Genomic DNA, 21,790 nt, shown 5'->3' on the forward strand with positions numbered 1-21,790 from the left:
ATTGAACGAATGGGCGCACTATACAGTAAATCTGAGTAAAAAACTCGGTTATAACCACTCTAAGATTGCTTATTTTGTAAGCACAAAATAATATTAGTCTCCAGCGACAGCCACGGCTGTCTTTTTGCGTTTTATGGAGAACACTTTCAATGACCATGACCCCTGTAATGCCCACCTACGCTCGGTTACCTGTTGCTTTCACCCACGGTGAAGGCGTTTGGTTGTACGACACTGAAGGGCGACGCTATCTGGATGCACTCTCTGGCATCGCAGTTACCGGTCTTGGTCACGCTCACCCTGCCGTCACTCAAGCACTCAGCGAACAAGCCGCTAAACTGATTCACACTTCCAACCTGTACGAGATCTCTCTGCAACAGCAGCTGGGTGAAAAGTTATGTACAGAGACCAATATGGAAGCGGTCTACTTCTGTAACTCCGGTGCGGAATCGAATGAGGCTGCAATCAAGATTGCTCGTAAATACGGTAACGACCGCGGCATCACTAACCCGTCTATCATTGTGATGGAGCAGAGTTTTCATGGCCGCACCATGGCAACGCTGTCAGCCACTGGAAATCGTGCCATTCAAGCCGGGTTCGAACCACTTCTGAGTGGCTTCGTGCGCGTGCCATACGATGATGTTGAAGCGATTAAGAAGGTCGCATCAAACAACCGGAGCATTGTAGCAATTCTTGTAGAGCCCGTTCAGGGTGAAGGTGGCGTGCACGTCCCTACCGACGGCTACCTAAAAGCACTGCGTGAGATTTGTGATGAGAATGAGTGGCTGCTCATGCTTGATGAGGTCCAAACAGGCAATGGCCGGACTGGCAAATACTTTGCATTCCAACATGAAGGTGTACAGCCTGACGTATTGACCACAGCAAAAGGTCTAGGCAACGGGGTTCCTATTGGTGCCTGCTTGGTTGCAAAACATGGCAACCATGTATTCGGTCCTGGTAACCACGGCTCAACCTACGGTGGTAATCCATTGGTATGTGCGGCGGCGCTTGCCGTTTACAACACCATCCAAAATGAAGAACTGATGGCCAATGCGATGGCTCGTGGCCAACAGATTCGTGATGGCTTGGCCTCTCGCTTTGCCGACCTTGAAGAATTTGTTGAGGTACGAGGCAAAGGGTTGATGATCGGTTGTCAGTTCAATACTGACATTGCTGGCTTAGCTAAACTTGCCTCTGACAATCAGCTATTGCTCAATGTGAATGGAGGAGGTAAGGTTATTCGATTGCTACCACCTCTAATCATCTCTGAGTCTGAAGCAGAGCAACTGATAGAGACTGTATCTGAGCTAGTTCATCAGCTACTTGCAAAGTAATCAAAACTAACTTTATTTAGGATATCGTCAGCCATGCATTTGGCTGACGTTTTAATTTTTATGGGAACAAGACACTTTCTAACTCTTCTAGACCTAACGCCTGAAGAGCTTAACAAACTGATCAATCGTGCGATTGAACTCAAACGCATGCGCAATGCGGGAGAGATCTACGAGCCACTCAAGAATCGCGTTATGGCGATGATCTTTGAAAAGTCGTCTACACGAACACGTGTCTCCTTCGAAGCAGGCATGGCACAGTTTGGTGGTCATGCGATGTTCCTATCCCCTCGCGACACCCAGCTGGGACGCGGTGAACCGATTGAAGACAGCGCTCGAGTCATCTCTAGCATGGTTGATGTAGTGATGATTCGCACCTTCAGCCACGAATTAGTTGAAACCTTTGCAGCCAACTCCAAGGTGCCGGTCATTAACGCGCTGACCGATGAGTTCCACCCCTGTCAGCTACTTGCCGACATGCAAACCTATCAAGAGATCCGAGGTTCTATTAAAGGTAAGACCGTGGCATGGGTTGGTGATGGCAATAACATGTGCAGTAGCTACATCAATGCGGCTCGCCAGTTTGATTTCCATTTAAACGTCGCTTGTCCTAAAGGTTTTGAGCCAGATGCAGAGCTACTCGCCGCAAACCCTGGTCGTGTAACAATTACTCATGATCCTAAAGAAGCCGTTAAAGATAGCGACCTGGTTGTAACCGATGTTTGGGCATCAATGGGACAGGAGGAGGAAGAGGCTCTTCGTCTGAAGCGTTTTGATGGATTCCAAGTCAATACAGCATTGATGGATCTCGCTAAACCGGATGCTCTATTCATGCACTGCCTGCCGGCTCACCGCGGTGAAGAGGTCAGCGACGAAATGATGGACGACCCACGTTGCGTTGCATTTCAAGAAGCTGAAAACCGCCTACACGCCCAAAAAGCACTTCTGGAGTTCCTTCTAGTAGGCATTTAACCCTTTGAGTAAGCAGTCCATGGGCTGCTTACTTGATATGGTCTATACTGGCCTCAATGCAATTAGCTGGAGTCAGCCATGATCGATCTTCGACATCTTAAAACTCTTGTGGCATTAAGAGATGCCGGTAGCCTTGTCGAAGCTGCAGAGCGGGTTCACTTAACCCAATCGGCCCTTTCACACCAAATCAAAGATCTCGAAGAGCGCCTAAACTGCTCGCTGTTCATCCGCAAAACCAAACCGATTAGTTTCACCTCTGCTGGTCAACGCATACTATCGTTGGCAGATGACATTCTACCGATGATCCGAACAGCCGAGCGTGATATTGCTCGCTTAGCGGGTGGTGAAGTTGGTCGTTTGAATATCTGTATTGAGTGTCATAGCTGTTTTGATTGGCTCATGCCAACCATCGACTCATTCCGCAAGAATTGGCCTGAAGTTGAGATGGATCTCTCAACCGGTTTTACATTCCAGCCACTGCCAGCACTGGCTCGTGGTGATATTGATCTTGTCATCACATCGGATCCAGAGCCAAGAAACGGCATTCACTACGTTCCACTGTTCAGTTACGAATCGATGCTCGCCCTAAGCCGCCAACATCGACTCAATGCTAAAAAGCAGATTGAGCCGTCGGATCTATCGGAAGAGACCTTGATCACCTACCCCGTCGATCAAAACCGTTTGGATCTGTTCACACGATTTTTAGACCCAGCAGGTATCGAACCTCAAGAAATTCGCACGGCGGAGTTAACCGTTATGATGGTGCAGCTGGTTGCTAGTGGTCGAGGCGTGGCTGCGCTGCCAAACTGGGCACTGCACGAGTATCTTGAAAAGCAGTTCATCGATGCCAAGTCTTTAGGTGAAGAGGGTTTGTGGTGCACACTCTATGCGGCTATCCGCGAAGAGCAGAAAGAGTCAGACTTCATGCTGGACTTCCTAAGCACCGCGCAAGAGATCAGCTTTAAACGACTCAACGGCATTAAAGCCGCGATCACCAAGTTCGAAAACAACGATGAGTAAAGCTCAAGCCGTTACACTCTCGATTGAAGCGATCAGAAAAGAGATGGTGCGCTTATCACTCTGGGAAGCATCGCCACCGCCCCAGGAAGCTTTAAGTAGTCAGCAACCCTTTTGCATCGACACGCTTGAGTTTACTCAGTGGTTGCAGTGGATTTTAATCCCTAGGCTTGAAGCCCTTTTAAAAACTAAAATTCCTCTGCCTGACTCCAGTGCCATCCACCCCTATGCCGAAGAGGCACTGAAGAGTCGTACAGAGAACGCCCAATTAATCGCTCAGATTCAACAACTCGATAGAGCACTCAGCGGGGATACTAATGGCTGAAAGCTACGGTCTATTTGAACAGATACTGCTTATTTTCATTGGTGCCGTTGTTGCCACCACCCTGTTCAGACGTTTAAAACTGCCAGCCATTTTGGCCTACCTAGCTATGGGTGCCCTGATTGGCCCGTTTGCGCTTCAAGTTGCACACCCCGACCAGATGGCGCTTCTTTCAGAGCTTGGCGTTGTATTCCTTCTGTTCATGTTGGGTCTTGAGTTCTCATTGCCAAAAATGATTGCCATGCGCAAAACCGTTCTTGGCTTAGGTTCAGCCCAAGTCATTACTACCTCCGCTATTTTCATCGGCTTATCGCTACTAATGGGGATGGAGTTGGCACCCTCCATCGTTCTAGCCGGTGCGTTAGCCTTATCTTCTACAGCCATCGTGACCAAAGAGCTCATTCGACTCCAGCAGCTAGGACAACCGCATGGGCAGCTATCCTTCGGGATTCTGCTATTTCAAGATATTGCCGCGGTCGTCTTTCTGATCTTAGTTCCTGCGCTAGGAACCAGCACCGCTGAAGCTAGCGAATCAATCATCTGGCCACTACTGCAAGGCGCTGGATTGCTACTTTTACTTCTTATTCTTGGGCACAAAATTCTTCCCGCACTGTTTAATGAGATTGCCCGTGAACGCTCGGATGAGCTCTTTGTCCTAGTTGCACTGGTCACTGCTATGACGGCAGCTTGGATTACTCACGCAGCGGGCCTATCAATGGCTTTAGGTGGCTTCTTAGCGGGCATGATGTTGGGCGAGAGTCACTTTAAGCATCAACTTGAGAATGACATACGCCCATTTAGAGATGTGCTGCTTGGCCTCTTCTTCGTCACTGTGGGTATGCAGCTTGATCTGTCTGCGCTGGTTGAAAACATCCACTGGGTTATTCTAACGACTCTGATGCTGGTCACGGCGAAAACCCTCGTCATTTTGCTGCTAGGTCGTCTATTCGGTAATAACGCAAACACCTCCCTGAAAGCAGGCATCAGTCTAGCTCAAGGCGGTGAGTTTGGCTTTGCCCTACTCGCGGTTGCTCTGACCTATCACGTGATCGACAGTGACCTAAACGCTGTCTTAGTCTCCACCATTATCATTTCGATGGTCATTACACCTAGTCTATTAAATAAAGCCGATTGGATCGCAGAGCGCTTTTTCCCAACCGAAAACAGCACTGAGTCTGTGCCAGAGCACCAACATGCTGATGCCGCCAGCCAACATCACGAACTCGCCGACCATGTCATCATTTGTGGCTATGGTCGTGTTGGACAGATTGTGGCTCGTTTTCTGAAGCAGATGGGGATTCAATACGTAGCCATCGATCCGGACCCGATTCGCATTAAAGAGGCCTCTTCAGCCGGTGAGCCTGCCTATTACGGCGATGCCAAACGTGTCGATATTATGCGAGGCTTAGGAGCTGCGAAGGCTCGCCTTATTATTCTGACGCTGCCTAACCCCAAGTCGAGCCTTGAGACGTTAAAACAGATCAAGCGCGAATTCGGTGATATCCCAGTACTCGTTAGAACCCAGGATGATTATCACTTAGAGCAGTTTCAGATATACGGCGCAGCAGAGGTGGTACCTGAGGCCCTTGAAGGCAGCCTAATGTTGGTCTCTCACGTCCTCACACTGCTGGATGTTCCCGCAGATATCATCAAGGAGCGCATTCGTACCGTAAGATCACAACGTTACCGAATATTGCATGGTTTCGTGCACGGCGGACAATCCCTGAAAGCGGATTTAGACCCAAGCCGAGTGATTCAAAAGCACGCGGTTACTCTCTCTGAAAACGCCTATGCTTGTGGCAAAACCCTAGACGCCCTCGACCTAGAGTTGGAGATCAGCTCACTGATTCAACAGGGTGAGGAGATCGATAACCCATCGGGAACTCTGCTGCTTAATGAGGGTGACACTTTGATTCTGAACGGATCGCCTAGGGAGATTGAACAAGCAGAAGAGAGGATTCTGCTCGGCAACCTGTGATTCGCTCGCCGACATGGTAAAATCGCGCGCTTAGAAAATGGAGTCAGCGATGAGCGATCAACAGGTAACTTTAACCGCACTATTCAAACAGGCCGGAACCGCGATGCGTATCTACGATCTCGGCCGTCGTATCAGGGCATTCAGTGCTGACGAGTTTGAACGCATCGAGACTCAGGCCACCCCTTACCCTACTCCCTACCTGCAGCACGCTTGGATTGCGCTGCTACTTTGGAATCCTAAGTCTGCTGATGAGAATGCCGTCTGGTTTTTGAAGTTACCGCTTGATGAGCAAGGGTTTCTGCTCAGCGCTGTGCGTGATGATATCGTCAATCGCCTACTGCAAAACGTTCAATCCAGTATCGACGGTGTTCCAACAGAAGACAGCCTCAAAGAGAATCCTTTTGCGTTTAAACCAAGCGATGAAAAGATGGCACTATTTCATGCCAAAGCAGCACTGGATAACCAACAAGCAGCATCAGCCTATTACGAGCCTGTGCAGCAATTTATCAGCCAACCCAACCTTGATACTGGCTGGGAGAACTTGTCACTTCAAGGCTTGGCTGATTTTGTTGTAAGACTTGAACAGTCCGGTAACGAAGCAACTCTTGTGAGCGCACTGAATCAGCTTCCAGAAGGCTTACACGCACAAGTTCTTGGGTTGCTTGAACACGCAAAGCCTAGCAGCGACCTATCCGAAAAGCTGTTGCATCAGCTAACAGAGGCATTAAGCGAAAACAGAGACCCTGTGCTTATCTCGCTTCTTATCCGTGCGCTCTCTAGTGCTAAAACAGAAAGCCATACGCATCAGGCGATTGAAGCTGTTCTCAATAGCAGAGCAGCACAGAGTGCTGAGCTGCTCGCTGCGATCGCTACCCGTTGTGAAAATGCGCTGCTTGAGCCAACACTTCTAACTCTGTTTTTAGAGGCTCTAGCTAAGTGTGATGCCGGGCAGAACGCCTTCAGTCGTATCCTAGCAGACTTGATGTACCTGCCGGTGCATCGAGTCTTGATGGTTCAAGCGCTTCGCTCATCCTCGGTGTCCGATGCACTGAAACAGGCAACCGATCAAATGTTCGGCCCACACTTTCGCCAACCACAATAGGCTCTTGCAATGAACAGTGTTCGCGCTATCGCTCACCGATTAACTCGTCAAACTGGTGATCAGTCATTTCACCTAAAAGAGCAACCTATTGGGTCAGAACTGAATGCCCGAAAACTGCTGAACGAAATCGATCAGGTCTTCACCCGCAGGGCCACCAAGCGTTATGGCCGTTTTGCGGATGAGGCAACGAGCTTCAAAGGACTCCTGCTGAACTGGCAAGAGAAGGGTCTGGACCTGACTCAATTCAGCTCCAAAGTCGTCGAGCTGTTAGCCGTGATGTTCGAGAGTGAGGATTTAGAGACGGATGGATACTGGGCATTCATCGAGCAAGATGAAACCGACCTGCACGAACTCTGGATAGCTCAATTAAAACAGACCGACGGATGGTGTTTTGATGAGAGCAATGAGTTGATTGAATCAGAACAGCTTGAGTTTTCAAAAATGGGGCTCTGTTGCTGCATCGATCTAAAGCGCCTGTTTGACCCTAGCGCCAGTCGCTACCTTACCCTAGGCTTCGGTTTTGGTGACCGCTCTGCCACTCGAGCTTTGGCTGAGTTTATTGGCTTCTTCGATACTGTAGATACCCAAGCTGACACAGAACGCTTCATGGAGGTGGTTCGTGACTACAGTGCCAATATGCCGGAAGAGTCTGGTAAACGTTATCAGAAAGAGGTCGCCGAGTTCTGTATAGAACAATCCAAAGCGGGTGAGTCCGTAAGTTATCGTGACCTAACTGCCTCTGTTGAAAGTGACCAAGAGGTTGGGTTTGATCAATACATCGCCTCTGAAGCCCCAGAACTTAAAGAGCAGTTCATTCCCGATCGCGCCAGTCTGAAAAAATACGTTCGCTACACCGGCAGAACGCGTGAGGTATCGATCAGCTTCAGCAATGAATCGCTCGGAAAATCGATCTCTTTCGATCCAAACAGTGAAACTTTGACAGTAAAGGATCTACCTGCGAACCTGATCAAGCAGCTCAAAGAGCAACTCGAGCCAGAGACTAAGGAGTAACCGATGCACTTTTTCATCATCATCGCGGGGGTCGCTTTCTTCATCTATTGGAAGTTTTTTAGACCACGCCAATTAGAAGTATTTATCGTTTCGGTCATTGCCACAATGATCACCATGACGCTGGTCGCGATTGTGTTTGATGATGTGAAATTGGGCTTTCTCTTTTCAGTATCGATTCTGGGGTGGAGTAAACTGTTTGACCAACTGATCAGCGATCAAAATGCCTCGAAAATGTCGAAGCACCTTAAACGCTTTCTTGGAAGAAAATAGTTCTCTTGAATCTGACTATTGAGTAGTCGGCAGCGTCCAACCACGATCTTGAGCCGTTGCTAAACTCTGCTGGTACTGTCGCGAACGGACATTAGAGCCCTCAGGCAAGGTCAAGTAATAGAGCAATTTGCAGGCTTCAGCCTCATCGATCTGATGGGTTTTAGCAAACTCGAGCATGGTGGTTGCATGCGTCACTTCGCTTTTGGCTTCAATCGCAACAGGCACTGGTTGATCAATCGTCTCACCAGCACGCACCCGCTTTGAAATCATATCGTAGTAGTATCGAAAACGTGGGTAGATATTGGCTTCCGCCTCCCCTCGAATCTCATACCAACCGGTCTGCTTGGCCGCCTCATAGACAGCAGGGTGAGACCAATCGTGATGATGATCGCCCGCGTATCGACAAGCCTCTTGGTAAGCTTCATAACTGCTAGGAAGACCAAAGTCTGCTCCAACCTCTTTTAGTATGTTGAGGAACTCTGAGATGGATGGCATCCAAGCTAAGGTCTCTTTACAACGATTAATAGCCGCTACCAGTTCATTTTCACCATAGCCAGAGATGCTCATTGCCCACTCACGTTTGGCAATCATAATCTCCTGCTCGGTTTCAAAAGCACTTTTGAATTTATGGCCATAGATCGCCATGAAACGAGCAAACACCATGTTGACCATCGCTTTGGTCTCTTGGCTGATCAGCTCGCGTTGCGGCGCCTCATGTTCCGGCGTACTGAGTGAGCGATTACCAGTCGAGGTTTTTGAGGTCCATGACGGCTGCGGTAACCCGTTTTCGGTTTTCCCGAGTATCTCGTCGACTTTTTTCATGCTGCCCACCGGCTTGTGAAGATTCGTTAAAACGTTCAGCTTTAGCCGAACGGCTCTCTTGATCACGAACGGCACGTTTTACCCAGGCTAAGAATTTCTGGTTCCAAACGCTCTGGTGATCAAGTTTATCCAGATAGTAGAGTGTAAATTCATCAAGATGCGATTCCGCAAATCGAGCTTCAATACCATGCTGCTGAAGCAACTGATAGAAACTCTCATCAGGCCTCCAAGAGACATCCATACGAATTTGAAGTTTGCGTTTTTGTTCAGCCGCTTCGAAAATTTCGTCCAACTCATTGGTTGATCGACGCCAGCCACCACCAAAACTGGGCGGCACGTTCCGTCTAGAGTTTGGCAAACGATGAGTTTGAGGTCGAGCAGCTGTCGCCTGGATGGCTGCAGGCGCTTGTTTTGTCGCAGGCGTTGCTACGGATTGAGAAGCTCCCTTTTCAAAACTAATCAGCAGTTGATCATCAGATACTTGCAGACCAAACAGGGATTCAGATGCCAGCGTGTAAAGATGCTCAAGCAACTGTGCCTCACTCCAGAAGGGGCAGCGCTCCTGCAACGCAGACAATGAGAGAGTTAACTCATCTGCTTTGACAATAAGGCGGTACTGTTCAATCAGACCCAACAGCAGCGCACCATCCACACCATACTTGGATGCTAGGGATGGGGAGACAGATAGAGGCTGTTCGGGTAGATCGTTCATCAATACACTCTCAAAGTTGATCAATTATTTTAACAGCGCCGATTGATCCATAACAGTAGAAACCTCATTACTGTTTGAACTCTTGTGGAAAGTATCCCGTTTTTAAGTAGACTGAATTTAGTCTTAGTATAAGAGTGACCTATGTTTCCAGAGAAAATGAATCCCTTAAGGGCACGCCGTTTAGGGATTGATACACACCACGAACCCAACATCTACCTTCGTTCAGACAGTTCTGTCTGCAAATCGGAAGGGTTTAACAGCCTAACGCGCGTCCTCGTCTCGACAGAACAGAATCACATGATCGCCACGTTGAATATCGTGACGGGAGACCTAATTGACGAGGGGGAGATCGGACTCTCTGAATCGGCTTGGGAGAAACTTAAACTGATAGGACATGAGTCCATATGGCTGTCTCACCCAAGGCCTGTTCATTCGCTGTCGCATGTGCGATCAAAGGTCTATGGCCATAAATTAAATGAAGAGCAGTTTAGCGAAATTATTAATGACATCGTTGATGAACGTTACGCTGATGTTTACTTAGCCGCCTTTATTACCGCCTGTGGTGACGACAAGTTAGATGATGAAGAGATCACCTCTCTCACGCGCGCAATGATCAATGCTGGAAGCACTATTGATTGGGGGCTAGATCAGGTCCTAGACAAACACTGTGTGGGTGGTTTACCCGGCAACCGCACCACGCCCATTGTGGTCTCCATATTAACGGCTGCAGGCTTAACCATTCCCAAAACCTCTTCACGAGCAATCACCTCGCCGGCCGGTACCGCTGACACCATGGAGACGCTCACAGATGTCAGTCTCACCTTAGATCAGATGCGAGAGGTCGTTCACTCGGAAGGAGGTTGTTTAGCCTGGGGAGGGTCCGTGAGGCTGAGCCCTGCTGACGATCTACTCATTCAAGTAGAACGCGCACTCGATATCGACAGTGAAGGACAGCTGATCGCCTCTGTTTTATCAAAAAAAGTAGCCGCAGGCGCGACCCACGTTTTGATCGACATTCCAGTAGGGCCAACCGCTAAAGTTAGAGATGATGAAGCCGCCGATAAGCTAGCAAACAGTTTTAAACGAGTGGCTGATAACTTAGGTGTCACCTTAGCCATTGTTAAGACAGACGGGACTCAACCGGTCGGTGAGGGAATTGGACCCGCTCTTGAAGCGCGAGATATTGTCCGAGTTTTAAAATGTGATGAGCAAGCACCTCAGGATCTGCTAAATCGCGCGGTCTACCTTGCCGGTGCAATGCTCGATTTAAGCGGTAAAGTATCACCTGGCGAAGGTGAAAAGCTCGCCAGAGAGTTGGTTACAACGGGGAAAGCTTGGGAGAAATTTGTTGCCATCTGTCAGGCGCAAGGCGCTTTTAAAGAGCCACCTATAGCCCACTATCGTTACGAAATGTTAGCGGAGAAGGATGGCACTCTCGCCACTGTTGATAATCGTATCCTAGCCAAAGTCGCCAAGTTGGCCGGTGCGCCAGCTGATGCGGCGGCGGGGGTTGATCTACACGTTAAAGTAGGCGATCTGATCAAACGTGGGCAGCCCATGCTAACGATTCATGCTGAACACATTGGCGAGCTAAACTACGCGGTAGACTATCTGCAATCACACCTACAAATTTTAACCTTTGGTGAATAGGTGACTTATGAAAAACTCCATTCTATTTAATCTATCTCCAAGCCACCCTATTCCGGAGAAACTCGCTGAAGCTACCGGTCTACCACTAGGTCAATTTGAAATCCGTCACTTCCCTGATGGGGAGACGTTTCTCAGGGTTGATACCGACGTAGCAGAATCCAACGTGGTTATTTTCTGCGACCTATACCAACCCAATGAGAAACTGTTTCCACTACTCAGTTTTGCAGAAAATGCTCGCGAGCTAGGCGCTAGCAATATCTGTCTGATCACACCCTATCTTCCGTATATGCGCCAAGACAAACGTTTTCATACTGGCGAATCGATCACCTCTAGACACTTTGCTAAGCACCTATCCCTCGCCTTTGATGCACTGATAACGGTCGATCCACACCTACATCGTTATCCAACACTGGATGCGGTTTATACACTCAACGGAATGGTCTGCACGGCGCAAACGGTGATTACCGAGTTCCTAAAAGCGCAAACCGACAACTTATTATTGATCGGCCCTGATGAAGAGAGTGAACAGTGGGTAGCTGCCATCGCAAACGCATCTAATCGCCCCTATCAGATCCTGTTGAAAGAGCGATCAGGTGATTACGATGTCTCTGTGACAGAGCCTGAACTGGCCCAATACAGAGGCTATTGTCCTGTATTAGTCGATGACATCATCTCCAGCGGCAGAACCATGCTAGCGACCATTGAACACTTGGAGTCAGCGGAGATGGGTAAACCTTTGATCATCGGAGTCCATGGTATTTTCGCTAAAGATGCATATGCACTATTGAAAGATATTGCCGAAATTCACAGCTGCAACAGCATTGTCCATGAGACGAACTCATTAGATCTGACACCGGTCATAGCTACGCAATTGATGGGCTATCTTGAACAGCTGTAATGGGTAGTGATTTAAACGTTAAACTGATCGAGGGTTTTCTCAGTTCTAAAGAAGCAGATGCACTGCTCACAGAGCTCACAGACACCTTAGAGTGGCGCCAAGAGAGTATTACCCTTTATGGAAAAAGCCACCCTATTCCAAGACTGCAGTGCTTTGTAGCATCAAAAGGTGTCAGTTATCGTTACTCTAATCTGACAATGGAGGGTAGCGGCTTTCCGAACATTCTCGAATCCATTAAAGACAAAATCGAGTCAACGGCCAACCACACATTTAATGCCGTTCTTTGTAACCTCTATCGAGATGGGCATGACAGTATGGGGTGGCACAGTGATAACGAGCCAGAACTGGGCGAACAGCCTGTCATCGCGTCACTGTCACTAGGGAGCTCTCGCACCTTTCGATTTAGAGATCTAAAGAGTAGAAAAGAGACCGTCGACTTTGAACTCAGCCACGGCTCTCTGCTGATCATGAACCCTGGAGTTCAAGAGTATTGGGAGCACTCAGTGCCAAAACGTCTTCGCGTTAAACAACCGAGAATCAATCTAACCTTTCGACTAATCGATCCAGCTCGCTAGCCAACGCATAACAGGTTCTGCTGGCTCAGGATCTTTATTGGCATCAACATAGAGCGGCTCAACCAACGATTGAGCCTTCAGATTTGAAAACACTTCAAACAGTCGTTTGGCCGCCCCGTTGAAATAGTCATAACTTGAATCCCCTAACCCTACCAATGCAAAGCGCTGATGGGTTAAATCGGGCTCTTCATCTAATAGATCACAGTAGAGCGGCATCAAACCGTCTGGGATGTCTCCCATTCCTGTCGATGCCGTCATAATCAGCAGGGAAGCTGATGGATCAAGATCAGAGAGCTCGGGTGTATCTAGCCATTCACACTGATGTCCCTGAGTGGTCAGAAATTCCTGACACTCATCAGCCAATTCAATAGTTGAACCATAAACGGTACCGACGATGATTTGAAACTTAGACATCCAATAACCCTGCTGGAGAGCCGCTTATATTAGTAAAGTTAATAAATAACCAAGAGATCTATAACCAAACTAGTTAAGAAAAACTTAACCTAAGCAGCATCTATTATTAACGCTTATACCTAGCCTATTATTAGGAACAGTTAATATAAAAACAATAGAGGATCACTGATGAGAAACCCACTGTTTCACCCAATGAGTTACGACATGGTCAACGACAATGTTGTTAGAACACGTGCCGCTTTTCTATTCTTAGTACCCGTCTCTATATTAGTCATCTTCTACAACACGATCAATGGTTCGGCTTTCATTGTTGATCCCAGCACACTGGAAGATACTTGGGAAACCAACATGGCTGGGCAGATCATCTACTCCGCTGAGGTCGTTCGCCAGGTCTACGACTGGACCCCACAAACTTACCTATTGCTCTATGTCCTTTGGGAGATGGTGCTAAGTCAAAGCAAACGCACCGCCTGGCTCTGCCCCCTGTTCTGGATTGCCGGTGCTATGAACCGTCACCACAAGCCAGTCTACCGCCCATACCAGCCTAAGAAGTTTGCTTGGAAGATTGGTACCGCACTGGTTGCCGCCTGCCTGCTGTTCTTCAACCCGGTACCGGTTGCCGAATTTGTAAACAGCCTCACAGGAAGTGAACTGCTGACAACCACACAAAACTGGATGCCTCGCTGGACCCCTCTGGTGACCATTCCTCTCTGTCTAACCTTCATGTGGCTTGAAGCCGCTGCAGGTTGGTGTGCAGGCTGTTGGTTCCACTCGGTGCTGGTAAAAGTTGGTATCTTCAAAGAGCACTGTGACACCTGTGTTGACAGCAGCAACGACTAAAAGACGATAGCTAGTTCACTCAAAACCTTATAAATTGTGAGGATCTTATACGATCTATATGGTCCTCACTGACATGCCACATCGATCACGTTTTAATTCGGTACTCCCTTTCACTGCTCTGCGTGAGGTCTTTAAAGAGGGGTACCGTTTTGATCATTTCATCAAAGACCTACTCGCCGGTTTAACTGTCGGTATCATCGCCATTCCGCTCTCTATGGCACTCGCCATTGCCAGCGGTGTACCTCCACAGTACGGTCTCTATACAGCGATCATTGCCGGTATATTGATCCCTTTAACCGGTGGCTCTAGATACAGCGTTTCAGGCCCAACGGCTGCATTCGTAGTCATACTCTATCCCGTTGCTCAAAGTTACGGCTTGAATGGACTTCTACTCGCAACGCTTCTGGCCGGTTTGATCATGCTCACGCTCGCTTTCGCGAGGTTAGGTCGGTTGATTGAGTATATACCCGAACCGGTGACTCTCGGCTTCACCAGTGGCATTGCCGTCGTTATCGCAGTATTGCAACTCAATGATTTCCTAGGCCTTCATATAGCTGAAATGCCTGAATTCTTCTTTGCCAAGCTTGTCACCCTGTTTGACCATCTTCCTGCCATTCACACCGGGGAGCTCGTTGTCGGGGTGGTGACACTGGCCTCATTGATCATTTGGCCAAAATTTAAAACGCCCATTCCAACCTATCTACCAGCTGCCATTGTCGGAACCCTAGCGGCTTTTCTCTGGGGCTTTAACGAGATAGAGACTAGCTGCTTCTCGCTGACCGTCATCTTTGACATGGTGATCGCCATTTGCGTGGGCGTCGTGCTAGCGGCACTGCTCTTCATGCGAGACATAGCACAGATGACCCAAGTAAAAGATATCAGTGGGGTGCGTAAACATGTCCCTAGGCCGCTCTCTGAAAGAACCGCCGTCTACAAAATCAACGGTCCGCTTTTCTTTGCTGCCGCTGATCGAGTTTTTGACCAACTGGAGCACCTAAGCCAAGGAAAACAAAAAATCATCTTATACCTAGATGGTGTATCGATACTGGATGCCGGCGGGCTGTCGGCACTTGAACGTTTCATTGAACGTCGAATTCAGGATGGCTGTGAAATCGTTTTGGCAGATCTGCAGTTTCAACCGTTAAAAACTGTCTCTCGATCTGACCTGACACCTCTACCGAACCAGTTAAGTTTTACCGCCACCTTAGCAGAAGCGCTAGAGTAGATCTGATAGAATTCACAGCATAACTATTTCGAGAGAGACTATGGCCACCGCATCTGCAGTACACATTTTGGTAAAGACCAAAGAGGAAGCTTTGGCGATATTAGCTGAGCTTAAAAAGGGTAAGAAGTTCGATCAGCTCGCTAAAAAACACTCTATCTGCCCATCAGGCAAGAGAGGCGGTAGCCTCGGTGAGTTTCATCGTGGCGATATGGTCAAAGCCTTCGATGATGTGGTCTTTAAGCGCCCGATCTTAAAGGTACACGGCCCTATCAAAACCCGTTTTGGCTACCATCTAATTAAGACCCTTTACCGTAACTAAGGTCAAAGCCTATCTAACCAACCAGAAACAGTGTCGACCAACTCAGATTTATGTGTTTTGAAGTAGTGCTCTGCCCCTTCAACAACCAGCTGTGCCGACTTTGGATTACCTGCTTTTTCCAGCATAGCCAGACGCTCTGGCGCTTTTCTGATAACAGCCGGGAAATCTTCACTGCCATAAAGGTCTAAGACTGGCATTGGCATTTTATCGAGCTGAAAAGGTTCTACCATCGGTTGTTTGTAATCGGTGGCTCCCATCCCGATTCCGACATAGGCATCAAATGAGGCTAAGCTCGCTTCAGGTTGATTCTTAATCCAACGCTGCGCCATGTGTGAACCACAACTGTGAGCGAGCAAAACAACTTGACCACCCTGCTCCTTAGCAAACTCAGTCGCAGCCTGGAAACGTGGGGCAGCTTCATCAAAGATATCGACGTAGTCAAAATACTTAGCGCTCTTTTCCAAAACCGGAAGTTGAATGCTGAGGGTATTCCAACCCGCTTCAACCAAACCCACTCGCAAAGGGTTTACAACGCTCTCCCAGTCGGCGTGATAACCACGTCCATGAGCGATGATCACTGTCCCTTTTGGCTCGTCGGCCTCCATAAAGATCGCTAGAAACTCCCGATCACCGTCACTGAGTTCTATAGGGTCGCCATCAAAGATGACATCAACTATTTCATCCACCATCCGTTGTTCACGTTCAAGATCAGGGACTCGTTGAGCATGAGCGACAGTGGCAATCATCGATACCCACAGTGTAAATGCTAACGGGAAGGTAGATAGGCGCATGACAAACTCCTAAGATGAATCAGACAGGTTAACTGTATTAAAGCAGAATACGAAAAGGTGTAAATATTGAGTCACTTTTAAAATAAATTAATAACTTAGGGAACTTTTCAGGAAAACCTGTCTCTATATAGATAAGTGTCACAATGTTCATTAATGGTACAAAAGCAAAGTCCAATGAGAATCATCGCAACCTCTTTAATCTGCTCAACACTGCTGGTAAGTGGATGCTCTAGCGTGAGTTACGACACGGCTCATAAGCTACGTATCAATGGCGATGTAGTCACTGCCCAATGTGAATCATCCATGTCAACGGTCACTGAGCATGAGAAGTTAAAATGGGGACGTAACATTGCAACGCCTATTTTGACGGTAGCGACCGTTGGATTGGCACCCATCATCATCGGTGCCAACGCAGCCTTGGACTATGTCGATCGCAAAAATGCATCCAACATGTTGGAGAGTTGCGGCAAGAATCCACTCAATGAAGAGCAGATACTTGCCGATGTTGGTACTAACGCCATGGTAAACGTCGCATTAGGCGCGGTTGATGTGGGTGGTGTGCTATCACCTGTTAGCTCAAACGCCGCAAACTAGCTCTAGCTTCTACTCTGCGCCCAATCGATACGCATCGTGGCAGGCCACACACTGCGACGTAAGATCGGCCATTTTCAGAAAAATCTCCTGGCTATCTTCGGTAATTTCCGCATCCCTGAGCGTCGTAGCTAATGCATTGGCTTTAGTGTGCATCCCGTGACCCAACATCTGCATACCAGAAGGCATATACTCTCGAGCTGAATGCAGGCCATTAGCACCGTGACTGTTGCCAAAACCAAGGTGCTGCTCAATCGCTTCTGCAGCCTTAACATAGTCTCCAGAGGCCACATTCATTAGGGCTAGGTTTACCCCTCTCAGGTGGTCTCGCATGTTCTGCAAAGTGAGATGGTATTCAGCTTCAGGGAACAACACGAGTTCTCTCTGGTCATTGACGATAGGTGTAGCCTCCTCTTCAGACATGCCGAGATGCTTCATCATCATCTCGTGATCATGTTGAGTCATTTTGCTGTGATCAACGGACATCTCTGCCATTGAGTGGCTAGAAGCCGTCATCAAAAACAGGGCTAATGAGAGTGGAGTCAGTTTTTTCATGCCAGGACCTACGAAGTAATTATTCGATCAAAGAATAATAGCAGAGGTTAAAAATTAATAAGACTTTTCCAAAGCAGAAGAGGATAATGGTAATAAGACTCTTGTTTATGGTTATAAAAAGTAAGAGTCGCTATTAACACTGAGGAAAGATCATGAAAAAGCTTTTAAGCATCGCTACCGCTGCAGTATTTGCGGGTACCACATTCACTGCAATCGCCAGCGACGAACACATCCAGCTATGGGACAAAATGAACGCTTACACCGTTGAGCTTGAAGATGGCCCAATGGAGATCACTCGAGTTAAAACTCCACCTGCGTTGATTAAGGGTTACCTACAACCAGTGGTTCCAGCAGAAGGTGTAACGCCAGTTGGTGAGATCGATGTGATCGAAGCGATTGGTAAAGAGAACAACATGATCGTTGATATGCGTATGAAAGATCACGTTCTTCAACTAGGTACCATCCCTGGATCTATCAACATTCCATACACTGAAGTTGCCATGAACATGGATCAATTCGGTTGTGAGAAAAAGGGTGAGGGTTGGAGCTGTGCAGACGTTACAACTAAGATCTACGCTTTCTGTAACTCAAGCACCTGTCCACAAAGCCCAAGCGGCATTCGTGCCATGATCCGTGAAGGCTACCCAGCAGAACTGATCTACTACTACCGTGGTGGTTACCAAGATTGGACCATTCATGGACTTACAACGGTTGAGGGTGAACTCTAATTGAGAGAGTGAGCTGATAAATATTCTAAAGAGGCCTTAGAGCCTCTTTTTTTATTCCTGTTCAATGAATAAAATAGGCTAAATTTTGATCAGGAACATGAATTGAAAACCTACTCTCTAAAAGCCCTTATTATCTCAGCCGTGTTATTGGTCAGCGGCGCTCTCAAAGCCGATGATTCTGCTAGAGCCTTCTACCAACTTGCAGAGAGACCGGTCACACTGATTGATATGGGCTTTTACAGACTCAACCTTGATCTAGATAAGCAGTTAATCCCGAATATTGCAGATCTTCTTAATACCCGAGACGAGCAGATTGGCATGCGCGCCTACATCTCCTCTTCACCTGAAACCGATATTATTTTAATCGTTGAGACACGCCTTAAGGGTGCGTTTGATGATTCCCGAAGTACGCGAAAAGCAAAAGCACTGTGCGACAAAATTACCGCTGAATCCGCACTCTATTTCTTTAGAAATCCTTTAATCGATTACTTTCAGACATTTGACCCATTTGAAGAGCCACTACCTAAGGAGTTAGCGGGTCATCTTGAAAGCGCACTTCGCCTCAGTGCGATTGTACCCACCAAAGAGGGGTTACCTGAGTATCGTTGCATGCGCCCGCTTAAACTTCGTTAAAGTTCAACGATTCTGCGCTTAACACCGCTCAAGGTGAACGCATCACGATCGGCGGCCGCCGGGAAGCGAGATCGATACTCCATAAGATCGTCTTTATTCAGCGAAACAGATTCGATCGTTGCTTGAAACGGTTCACTCTCTTTTAACAACTCCCCATCAAAAGAGATCACCAGGCTGTCGCCAGAATACTCCAGTCCATTTCCGTCCGTACCGACTCGATTGACTCCAACAACATAGGCTAGGTTCTCCACGGCTCGCGCCTGAAGCAGAGAGCGCCACGCGACTCTTCTAGCAGCCGGCCAGTTAGCCACATAGAGAAGCAGATCATACTCATCACAATTTCTTGACCATACCGGGAAACGAAGGTCATAACAGACCAGCGGCATAATTCGCCACCCTTTGTAGTGAATAATGACGCGCTCTTCACCGGCCGAGTAGTGATTTGGCTCATCACCCATAGTGAACAGATGGCGTTTGTCGTATTTAGCGACACGCCCCTCAGGGGTGATAAAGAGGAAGCGATTTCGATACTCCCCTGCAACAGAAACAGAGAGACTGCCTGCCAGAGCTTTTCCGCTTTGAGACGCGAGTTCAATCAACCATTGTAAGTTCTTGCCATCAATGGGTTCTGCACAGGTTTCAGGTGACATGGTAAAACCTGTCAAAAACATCTCAGGCATAACGACAATATCGCAGCTATCTAAAGCTAATACCTGCTCTTCGATAGCCTTACGGTTGGCCTGAGAGTCCTCCCAAGCAAGATCGATTTGAAGATAGCTCAGCGTTAAATTCGACATAGGCGTTCAATCGCTTTATCAAGGGTGTCATCAGCTTTGGCGAAGCAGAGACGAATACAACCTGTCTGCTCACCGTTTGAGTAGAACGGAGAAAGAGGAATGGCTGCGACACCCACCTCATCAATCAAACGCAGTACGAATTGATCATCAGGCTCATCGCTGATCGCTGTGTAATCAACCAACTGAAAATAGGTACCACTCGAGTTGAGCAGTTTAAAACGGCTGTTTTGCAGCCCCTTAGCCAATCGATCGCGTTTTTGCGTAAAGAATTCAGGCAATGTTCGTGGGTAGTCTGGCTCTTCAACCATAAAGTCCGCTATCGCATGTTGAATCGGTGTGTGGCTTGTGAATGTAACGTACTGGTGAACCTTGCGCAGCTCTTTGGTTAATGGCGCAGGCGCAACACAATACCCAGTGCGCCAGCCTGTGACGTGATAGGTTTTGCCGAACGAGGAGACAATGAACGAACGCTCAATCAACTCTGGATGAGTATTCACACTTTGATGCACCTGTCCGTCATAGACCAGGTGCTCGTAGACCTCATCACTGATGATCAATATGTCGGTGCCTCTGACAATGTCTGCCAGCGCATCTAAATCGGAACGCTGCCAAATAGATCCCGTCGGATTATGTGGCGTGTTAATGATGATCATACGGGTTTTAGAGGTGATGGCTGCTCTTACCTCGTCCCACTGCACCGAAAAATTGGGCGGTAGCAACTTAATATGAACGGGCACTCCACCATTAATCTCAATGGAAGGCTGATAGCTATCATAGGCGGGATCAAAGACGATCACCTCATCACCGGGCTGAATCACGGAGGTAATCGCTGAATAGATCGCCTCTGTAGCACCTGGCGTTACAGTCACTTCATTGGCCACATCCAAATCACGACCATAATAGTTTTTCACTTTGAGTTTAATCTGTTCCAACAGTTTGGGAACACCGGCCAAAGGGGCGTATTGATTGTTGCCTGAGGTAATCGCACGACCAACACCGTCTAGTAACTTCTGTGGGCCTAGGTAATCTGGAAAGCCCTGTGACAGGTTGATTGCCTGTTTTTCAGCCGCTAATGCAGACATTGTTGTGAAGATGGTTTCACCGACAGAAGGCAGTTTAGTTTTGGGGTAGTTCAGCACGCTTGGCTCCTAAAACTCTCGTATTGTGGGCTCTTTTTTAATCGCTTTTTTTAACCGTTCGAGAACCTGTGCAATGCGCTCTCGACCTTTTCGATCATATAGATAGTTGGCGAGACCTTCACTCGCTTTTTGTTCGCCATCAAGTCCTTCATGTATCCTGAGGCAATCAATCCTTGCCTCTTCCAGTAGTGGATCTGACTGTATTGGCAAGCCTAGAAAGAGATCCCACTCGGTCACTTTGGCTTCCCCAGAGAGCACACGTTCAAGTAGATTGATCACCGATCCTCTTGTTGGGCGATAACTGGGTGTTCTGCCAAAGGTCAGTGCCGCGACCAACAGTAGAGTTGCCAACAGAGTAAAGATAAATACTGGCAGTATGGACATCAGTGCACCCTATGCATCTCATGATCAATCAGACGTTGAGCCGCGGCGTGGATTCGCTCTTGGCATTCAACCTCTACTTTCAGCATCTCCATCTGAAATTTTCGCTGTGACTGTTTATCCAAGGCTTTCCAATCTTGAAGGATAGGAATGTGGGAAGTTTTACCATAGACCTCTTCAATCACTTGGTAGTCAGGGTCTTGATGCAGCGATGCGTCATAATTATCAATCATCACTTTTAGACGCATGCACCCCTCTGTCAAAGTGATCTTGTCATCGTGCAGTATGGCATTAGAGATGATACGAATGCTCTCTGTTAGGTAACGTCGATTGGCTGCTGCCTCTACCGCCAATTTCTCCTCTTGCTCGGCTAACTGACGCGTTATCTCTCGCTGTTCACGCAACTGTTTGGTAATAAACCAGGCCAGCAGTGCAATGGCTATCACACCAATTAAGATCAGGGTGTATACTAGACTCTCGTTCATGTTCACTAATCCATTACCATGTTAATTCTCGATTCAAACGCACAGCTAGGAACTCTTATTGAGGAGCTCTACTTAAAACCAACCGGGATGACTGCAGAGCAAGCTGCTGAGTTATGCGGTCTTGATACGAAAGAATTTAGCGCTATTCTAGCCGGTGAGCTGCCAATGAACCACAAAAGAGCACTCGCTCTTTCTCGTGGTTTTAATACTCATATCAGTTTTTTTCAGAACTACA

General features: G+C 47.9%; 26 protein-coding genes. 17 read left to right on the top strand and 9 right to left on the bottom strand.

The window, feature by feature from the left end:
* Positions 1-149 precede the first annotated feature (149 nt).
* From XMD564_RS10635 to XMD564_RS10670, 8 genes are all read left to right on the top strand, one after another.
* The gene (locus XMD564_RS10635) at positions 150-1,331 is read left to right on the top strand and encodes an aspartate aminotransferase family protein (protein WP_217363555.1); all 1,182 of its coding nucleotides are present in this window, start codon (positions 150-152) and stop codon (positions 1,329-1,331) included.
* A gap of 60 nt (positions 1,332-1,391) precedes the next feature.
* Entirely contained in the window at positions 1,392-2,300 is a 909-nt protein-coding gene (gene argF / locus XMD564_RS10640) for an ornithine carbamoyltransferase (protein WP_173483232.1), read from the top strand.
* A gap of 78 nt (positions 2,301-2,378) precedes the next feature.
* Positions 2,379-3,320, top strand: coding sequence for a LysR family transcriptional regulator (locus XMD564_RS10645; RefSeq protein ID WP_173484701.1), 942 nt, complete (start codon positions 2,379-2,381; stop codon positions 3,318-3,320).
* Positions 3,313-3,642, top strand: coding sequence for a YqcC family protein (locus XMD564_RS10650; protein ID WP_173506362.1), 330 nt, complete (start codon positions 3,313-3,315; stop codon positions 3,640-3,642). Before XMD564_RS10645 ends, XMD564_RS10650 begins: the two co-directional genes overlap by 8 nt.
* Positions 3,635-5,617 carry a monovalent cation:proton antiporter family protein gene (locus XMD564_RS10655; protein ID WP_173495626.1) on the top strand — a complete coding sequence of 661 codons (1,983 nt, stop codon included), beginning with the start codon at positions 3,635-3,637 and terminating at the stop codon, positions 5,615-5,617. Before XMD564_RS10650 ends, XMD564_RS10655 begins: the two co-directional genes overlap by 8 nt.
* 49 nt (positions 5,618-5,666) lie before the next feature.
* Positions 5,667-6,719, top strand: coding sequence for a DUF3549 family protein (locus tag XMD564_RS10660; protein ID WP_173508310.1), 1,053 nt, complete (start codon positions 5,667-5,669; stop codon positions 6,717-6,719).
* A 9-nt stretch (positions 6,720-6,728) separates the two neighbouring features.
* Complete coding sequence (locus tag XMD564_RS10665; RefSeq protein ID WP_173508311.1) at positions 6,729-7,730, top strand: nucleoid-associated protein; 1,002 nt, start codon at positions 6,729-6,731, stop codon at positions 7,728-7,730.
* Between the two features lie 3 nt (positions 7,731-7,733).
* The gene (locus XMD564_RS10670) at positions 7,734-8,000 is read left to right on the top strand and encodes a hypothetical protein (protein ID WP_173481997.1); all 267 of its coding nucleotides are present in this window, start codon (positions 7,734-7,736) and stop codon (positions 7,998-8,000) included.
* 15 nt (positions 8,001-8,015) lie between these two features.
* Here the strand turns inward: XMD564_RS10670 and XMD564_RS10675 are convergent, their stop codons facing one another.
* Together XMD564_RS10675 and XMD564_RS10680 are read right to left on the bottom strand one after the other, a co-directional pair.
* Complete coding sequence (locus XMD564_RS10675; protein WP_173483238.1) at positions 8,016-8,822, bottom strand: replication protein P; 807 nt, start codon at positions 8,820-8,822, stop codon at positions 8,016-8,018.
* Positions 8,740-9,534: a DnaT-like ssDNA-binding domain-containing protein gene (locus XMD564_RS10680; protein WP_173483239.1), complete on the bottom strand. Its 795-nt coding sequence runs from the start codon at positions 9,532-9,534 to the stop codon at positions 8,740-8,742. The genes XMD564_RS10675 and XMD564_RS10680 overlap by 83 nt, the downstream gene beginning before the upstream one ends.
* A gap of 141 nt (positions 9,535-9,675) precedes the next feature.
* Here XMD564_RS10680 and XMD564_RS10685 point away from each other — a divergent pair, with 141 nt between their 5' ends.
* Genes XMD564_RS10685 through XMD564_RS10695 form a run of 3 tightly spaced genes read left to right on the top strand, consistent with a single transcriptional unit; the run spans position 9,676 to position 12,657 of the window.
* Positions 9,676-11,184, top strand: coding sequence for a thymidine phosphorylase family protein (locus XMD564_RS10685; protein ID WP_173483240.1), 1,509 nt, complete (start codon positions 9,676-9,678; stop codon positions 11,182-11,184).
* A 7-nt stretch (positions 11,185-11,191) separates the two neighbouring features.
* Positions 11,192-12,082, top strand: a complete 891-nt coding sequence (locus XMD564_RS10690) for a ribose-phosphate diphosphokinase (RefSeq protein WP_173508312.1) — start codon at positions 11,192-11,194, stop codon at positions 12,080-12,082.
* Positions 12,082-12,657 (top strand): alpha-ketoglutarate-dependent dioxygenase AlkB, encoded by a 576-nt coding sequence (locus tag XMD564_RS10695; protein ID WP_173484710.1) that lies wholly within the window; start codon positions 12,082-12,084, stop codon positions 12,655-12,657. Before XMD564_RS10690 ends, XMD564_RS10695 begins: the two co-directional genes overlap by 1 nt.
* On the opposite strand, the gene XMD564_RS10700 is transcribed toward XMD564_RS10695, so the two are convergent.
* Positions 12,637-13,071, bottom strand: a complete 435-nt coding sequence (locus XMD564_RS10700; protein WP_173482003.1) for a flavodoxin domain-containing protein — start codon at positions 13,069-13,071, stop codon at positions 12,637-12,639. The two genes, XMD564_RS10695 and XMD564_RS10700, sit on opposite strands and share 21 nt — an antisense overlap.
* 168 nt (positions 13,072-13,239) lie before the next feature.
* Between XMD564_RS10700 and XMD564_RS10705 the strand changes: the two genes are divergently transcribed.
* From XMD564_RS10705 to ppiC, 3 genes are all read left to right on the top strand, one after another.
* Positions 13,240-13,911, top strand: a complete 672-nt coding sequence (locus tag XMD564_RS10705; RefSeq protein WP_173483244.1) for a DUF4395 family protein — start codon at positions 13,240-13,242, stop codon at positions 13,909-13,911.
* A gap of 73 nt (positions 13,912-13,984) precedes the next feature.
* Positions 13,985-15,136 carry a SulP family inorganic anion transporter gene (locus XMD564_RS10710; RefSeq protein WP_173508313.1) on the top strand — a complete coding sequence of 384 codons (1,152 nt, stop codon included), beginning with the start codon at positions 13,985-13,987 and terminating at the stop codon, positions 15,134-15,136.
* Between the two features lie 40 nt (positions 15,137-15,176).
* Positions 15,177-15,455, top strand: a complete 279-nt coding sequence (gene ppiC, locus XMD564_RS10715; RefSeq protein ID WP_173483246.1) for a peptidylprolyl isomerase PpiC — start codon at positions 15,177-15,179, stop codon at positions 15,453-15,455.
* A gap of 2 nt (positions 15,456-15,457) precedes the next feature.
* On the opposite strand, the gene XMD564_RS10720 is transcribed toward ppiC, so the two are convergent.
* Positions 15,458-16,246 (bottom strand): DUF3530 family protein, encoded by a 789-nt coding sequence (locus XMD564_RS10720; RefSeq protein ID WP_173508314.1) that lies wholly within the window; start codon positions 16,244-16,246, stop codon positions 15,458-15,460.
* 234 nt (positions 16,247-16,480) lie between these two features.
* On the opposite strand from XMD564_RS10720, the gene XMD564_RS10725 reads away from it, so the two are divergent.
* The gene (locus XMD564_RS10725; protein WP_173482008.1) at positions 16,481-16,840 is read left to right on the top strand and encodes a hypothetical protein; all 360 of its coding nucleotides are present in this window, start codon (positions 16,481-16,483) and stop codon (positions 16,838-16,840) included.
* Between the two features lie 9 nt (positions 16,841-16,849).
* Here XMD564_RS10725 and XMD564_RS10730 read toward each other — a convergent pair whose 3' ends face one another.
* A complete protein-coding gene (locus XMD564_RS10730; RefSeq protein ID WP_173508315.1) occupies positions 16,850-17,392 on the bottom strand; it encodes a hypothetical protein in 543 nt (180 codons plus the stop codon).
* A gap of 152 nt (positions 17,393-17,544) precedes the next feature.
* Between XMD564_RS10730 and XMD564_RS10735 the strand changes: the two genes are divergently transcribed.
* Together XMD564_RS10735 and XMD564_RS10740 are read left to right on the top strand one after the other, a co-directional pair.
* Positions 17,545-18,120: a rhodanese-like domain-containing protein gene (locus XMD564_RS10735; protein WP_173508316.1), complete on the top strand. Its 576-nt coding sequence runs from the start codon at positions 17,545-17,547 to the stop codon at positions 18,118-18,120.
* Positions 18,121-18,222: 102 nt separating this feature from the next.
* Positions 18,223-18,753, top strand: a complete 531-nt coding sequence (locus XMD564_RS10740) for a hypothetical protein (protein ID WP_173482011.1) — start codon at positions 18,223-18,225, stop codon at positions 18,751-18,753.
* Here the strand turns inward: XMD564_RS10740 and XMD564_RS10745 are convergent.
* Genes XMD564_RS10745 through XMD564_RS10760 form a run of 4 tightly spaced genes read right to left on the bottom strand, consistent with a single transcriptional unit; the run spans position 18,750 to position 21,555 of the window.
* Entirely contained in the window at positions 18,750-19,550 is an 801-nt protein-coding gene (locus tag XMD564_RS10745; protein ID WP_173482012.1) for an amidohydrolase, read from the bottom strand. The genes XMD564_RS10740 and XMD564_RS10745 overlap by 4 nt on opposite strands.
* Complete coding sequence (locus XMD564_RS10750; RefSeq protein ID WP_371740273.1) at positions 19,538-20,689, bottom strand: methionine aminotransferase; 1,152 nt, start codon at positions 20,687-20,689, stop codon at positions 19,538-19,540. Before XMD564_RS10750 ends, XMD564_RS10745 begins: the two co-directional genes overlap by 13 nt.
* A 9-nt stretch (positions 20,690-20,698) precedes the next feature.
* Positions 20,699-21,073 (bottom strand): hypothetical protein, encoded by a 375-nt coding sequence (locus XMD564_RS10755; RefSeq protein ID WP_173506372.1) that lies wholly within the window; start codon positions 21,071-21,073, stop codon positions 20,699-20,701.
* On the bottom strand, positions 21,073-21,555 hold the full coding sequence (locus XMD564_RS10760) for a DUF2489 domain-containing protein (RefSeq protein ID WP_173484714.1): 483 nt from the start codon (positions 21,553-21,555) through the stop codon (positions 21,073-21,075). The genes XMD564_RS10755 and XMD564_RS10760 overlap by 1 nt, the downstream gene beginning before the upstream one ends.
* Positions 21,556-21,790: the final 235 nt, after the last annotated feature.

Source organism: Marinobacterium sp. xm-d-564, from assembly GCF_013283345.1.
Lineage (GTDB): Bacteria > Pseudomonadota > Gammaproteobacteria > Pseudomonadales > Balneatricaceae > Marinobacterium_E.

Coding starts and splice junctions, on each gene's coding strand:
- XMD564_RS10645 (WP_173484701.1), top strand. CDS start 2,379: ATGATCGATCTTCGACATCTTAAAACTCTTGTGGCATTAAGAGATGCC.
- XMD564_RS10755 (WP_173506372.1), bottom strand. CDS start 21,073: ATGTCCATACTGCCAGTATTTATCTTTACTCTGTTGGCAACTCTACTG.
- XMD564_RS10635 (WP_217363555.1), top strand. CDS start 150: ATGACCATGACCCCTGTAATGCCCACCTACGCTCGGTTACCTGTTGCT.
- XMD564_RS10705 (WP_173483244.1), top strand. CDS start 13,240: ATGAGAAACCCACTGTTTCACCCAATGAGTTACGACATGGTCAACGAC.
- XMD564_RS10735 (WP_173508316.1), top strand. CDS start 17,545: ATGAAAAAGCTTTTAAGCATCGCTACCGCTGCAGTATTTGCGGGTACC.
- XMD564_RS10745 (WP_173482012.1), bottom strand. CDS start 19,550: ATGTCGAATTTAACGCTGAGCTATCTTCAAATCGATCTTGCTTGGGAG.
- ppiC (WP_173483246.1), top strand. CDS start 15,177: ATGGCCACCGCATCTGCAGTACACATTTTGGTAAAGACCAAAGAGGAA.
- XMD564_RS10710 (WP_173508313.1), top strand. CDS start 13,985: ATGCCACATCGATCACGTTTTAATTCGGTACTCCCTTTCACTGCTCTG.
- XMD564_RS10650 (WP_173506362.1), top strand. CDS start 3,313: ATGAGTAAAGCTCAAGCCGTTACACTCTCGATTGAAGCGATCAGAAAA.
- XMD564_RS10760 (WP_173484714.1), bottom strand. CDS start 21,555: ATGAACGAGAGTCTAGTATACACCCTGATCTTAATTGGTGTGATAGCC.
- XMD564_RS10680 (WP_173483239.1), bottom strand. CDS start 9,534: ATGAACGATCTACCCGAACAGCCTCTATCTGTCTCCCCATCCCTAGCA.
- XMD564_RS10660 (WP_173508310.1), top strand. CDS start 5,667: ATGAGCGATCAACAGGTAACTTTAACCGCACTATTCAAACAGGCCGGA.
- argF (WP_173483232.1), top strand. CDS start 1,392: ATGGGAACAAGACACTTTCTAACTCTTCTAGACCTAACGCCTGAAGAG.
- XMD564_RS10700 (WP_173482003.1), bottom strand. CDS start 13,071: ATGTCTAAGTTTCAAATCATCGTCGGTACCGTTTATGGTTCAACTATT.
- XMD564_RS10675 (WP_173483238.1), bottom strand. CDS start 8,822: ATGAAAAAAGTCGACGAGATACTCGGGAAAACCGAAAACGGGTTACCG.
- XMD564_RS10695 (WP_173484710.1), top strand. CDS start 12,082: ATGGGTAGTGATTTAAACGTTAAACTGATCGAGGGTTTTCTCAGTTCT.
- XMD564_RS10670 (WP_173481997.1), top strand. CDS start 7,734: ATGCACTTTTTCATCATCATCGCGGGGGTCGCTTTCTTCATCTATTGG.
- XMD564_RS10720 (WP_173508314.1), bottom strand. CDS start 16,246: ATGCGCCTATCTACCTTCCCGTTAGCATTTACACTGTGGGTATCGATG.
- XMD564_RS10665 (WP_173508311.1), top strand. CDS start 6,729: ATGAACAGTGTTCGCGCTATCGCTCACCGATTAACTCGTCAAACTGGT.
- XMD564_RS10690 (WP_173508312.1), top strand. CDS start 11,192: ATGAAAAACTCCATTCTATTTAATCTATCTCCAAGCCACCCTATTCCG.
- XMD564_RS10655 (WP_173495626.1), top strand. CDS start 3,635: ATGGCTGAAAGCTACGGTCTATTTGAACAGATACTGCTTATTTTCATT.
- XMD564_RS10730 (WP_173508315.1), bottom strand. CDS start 17,392: ATGAAAAAACTGACTCCACTCTCATTAGCCCTGTTTTTGATGACGGCT.
- XMD564_RS10685 (WP_173483240.1), top strand. CDS start 9,676: ATGTTTCCAGAGAAAATGAATCCCTTAAGGGCACGCCGTTTAGGGATT.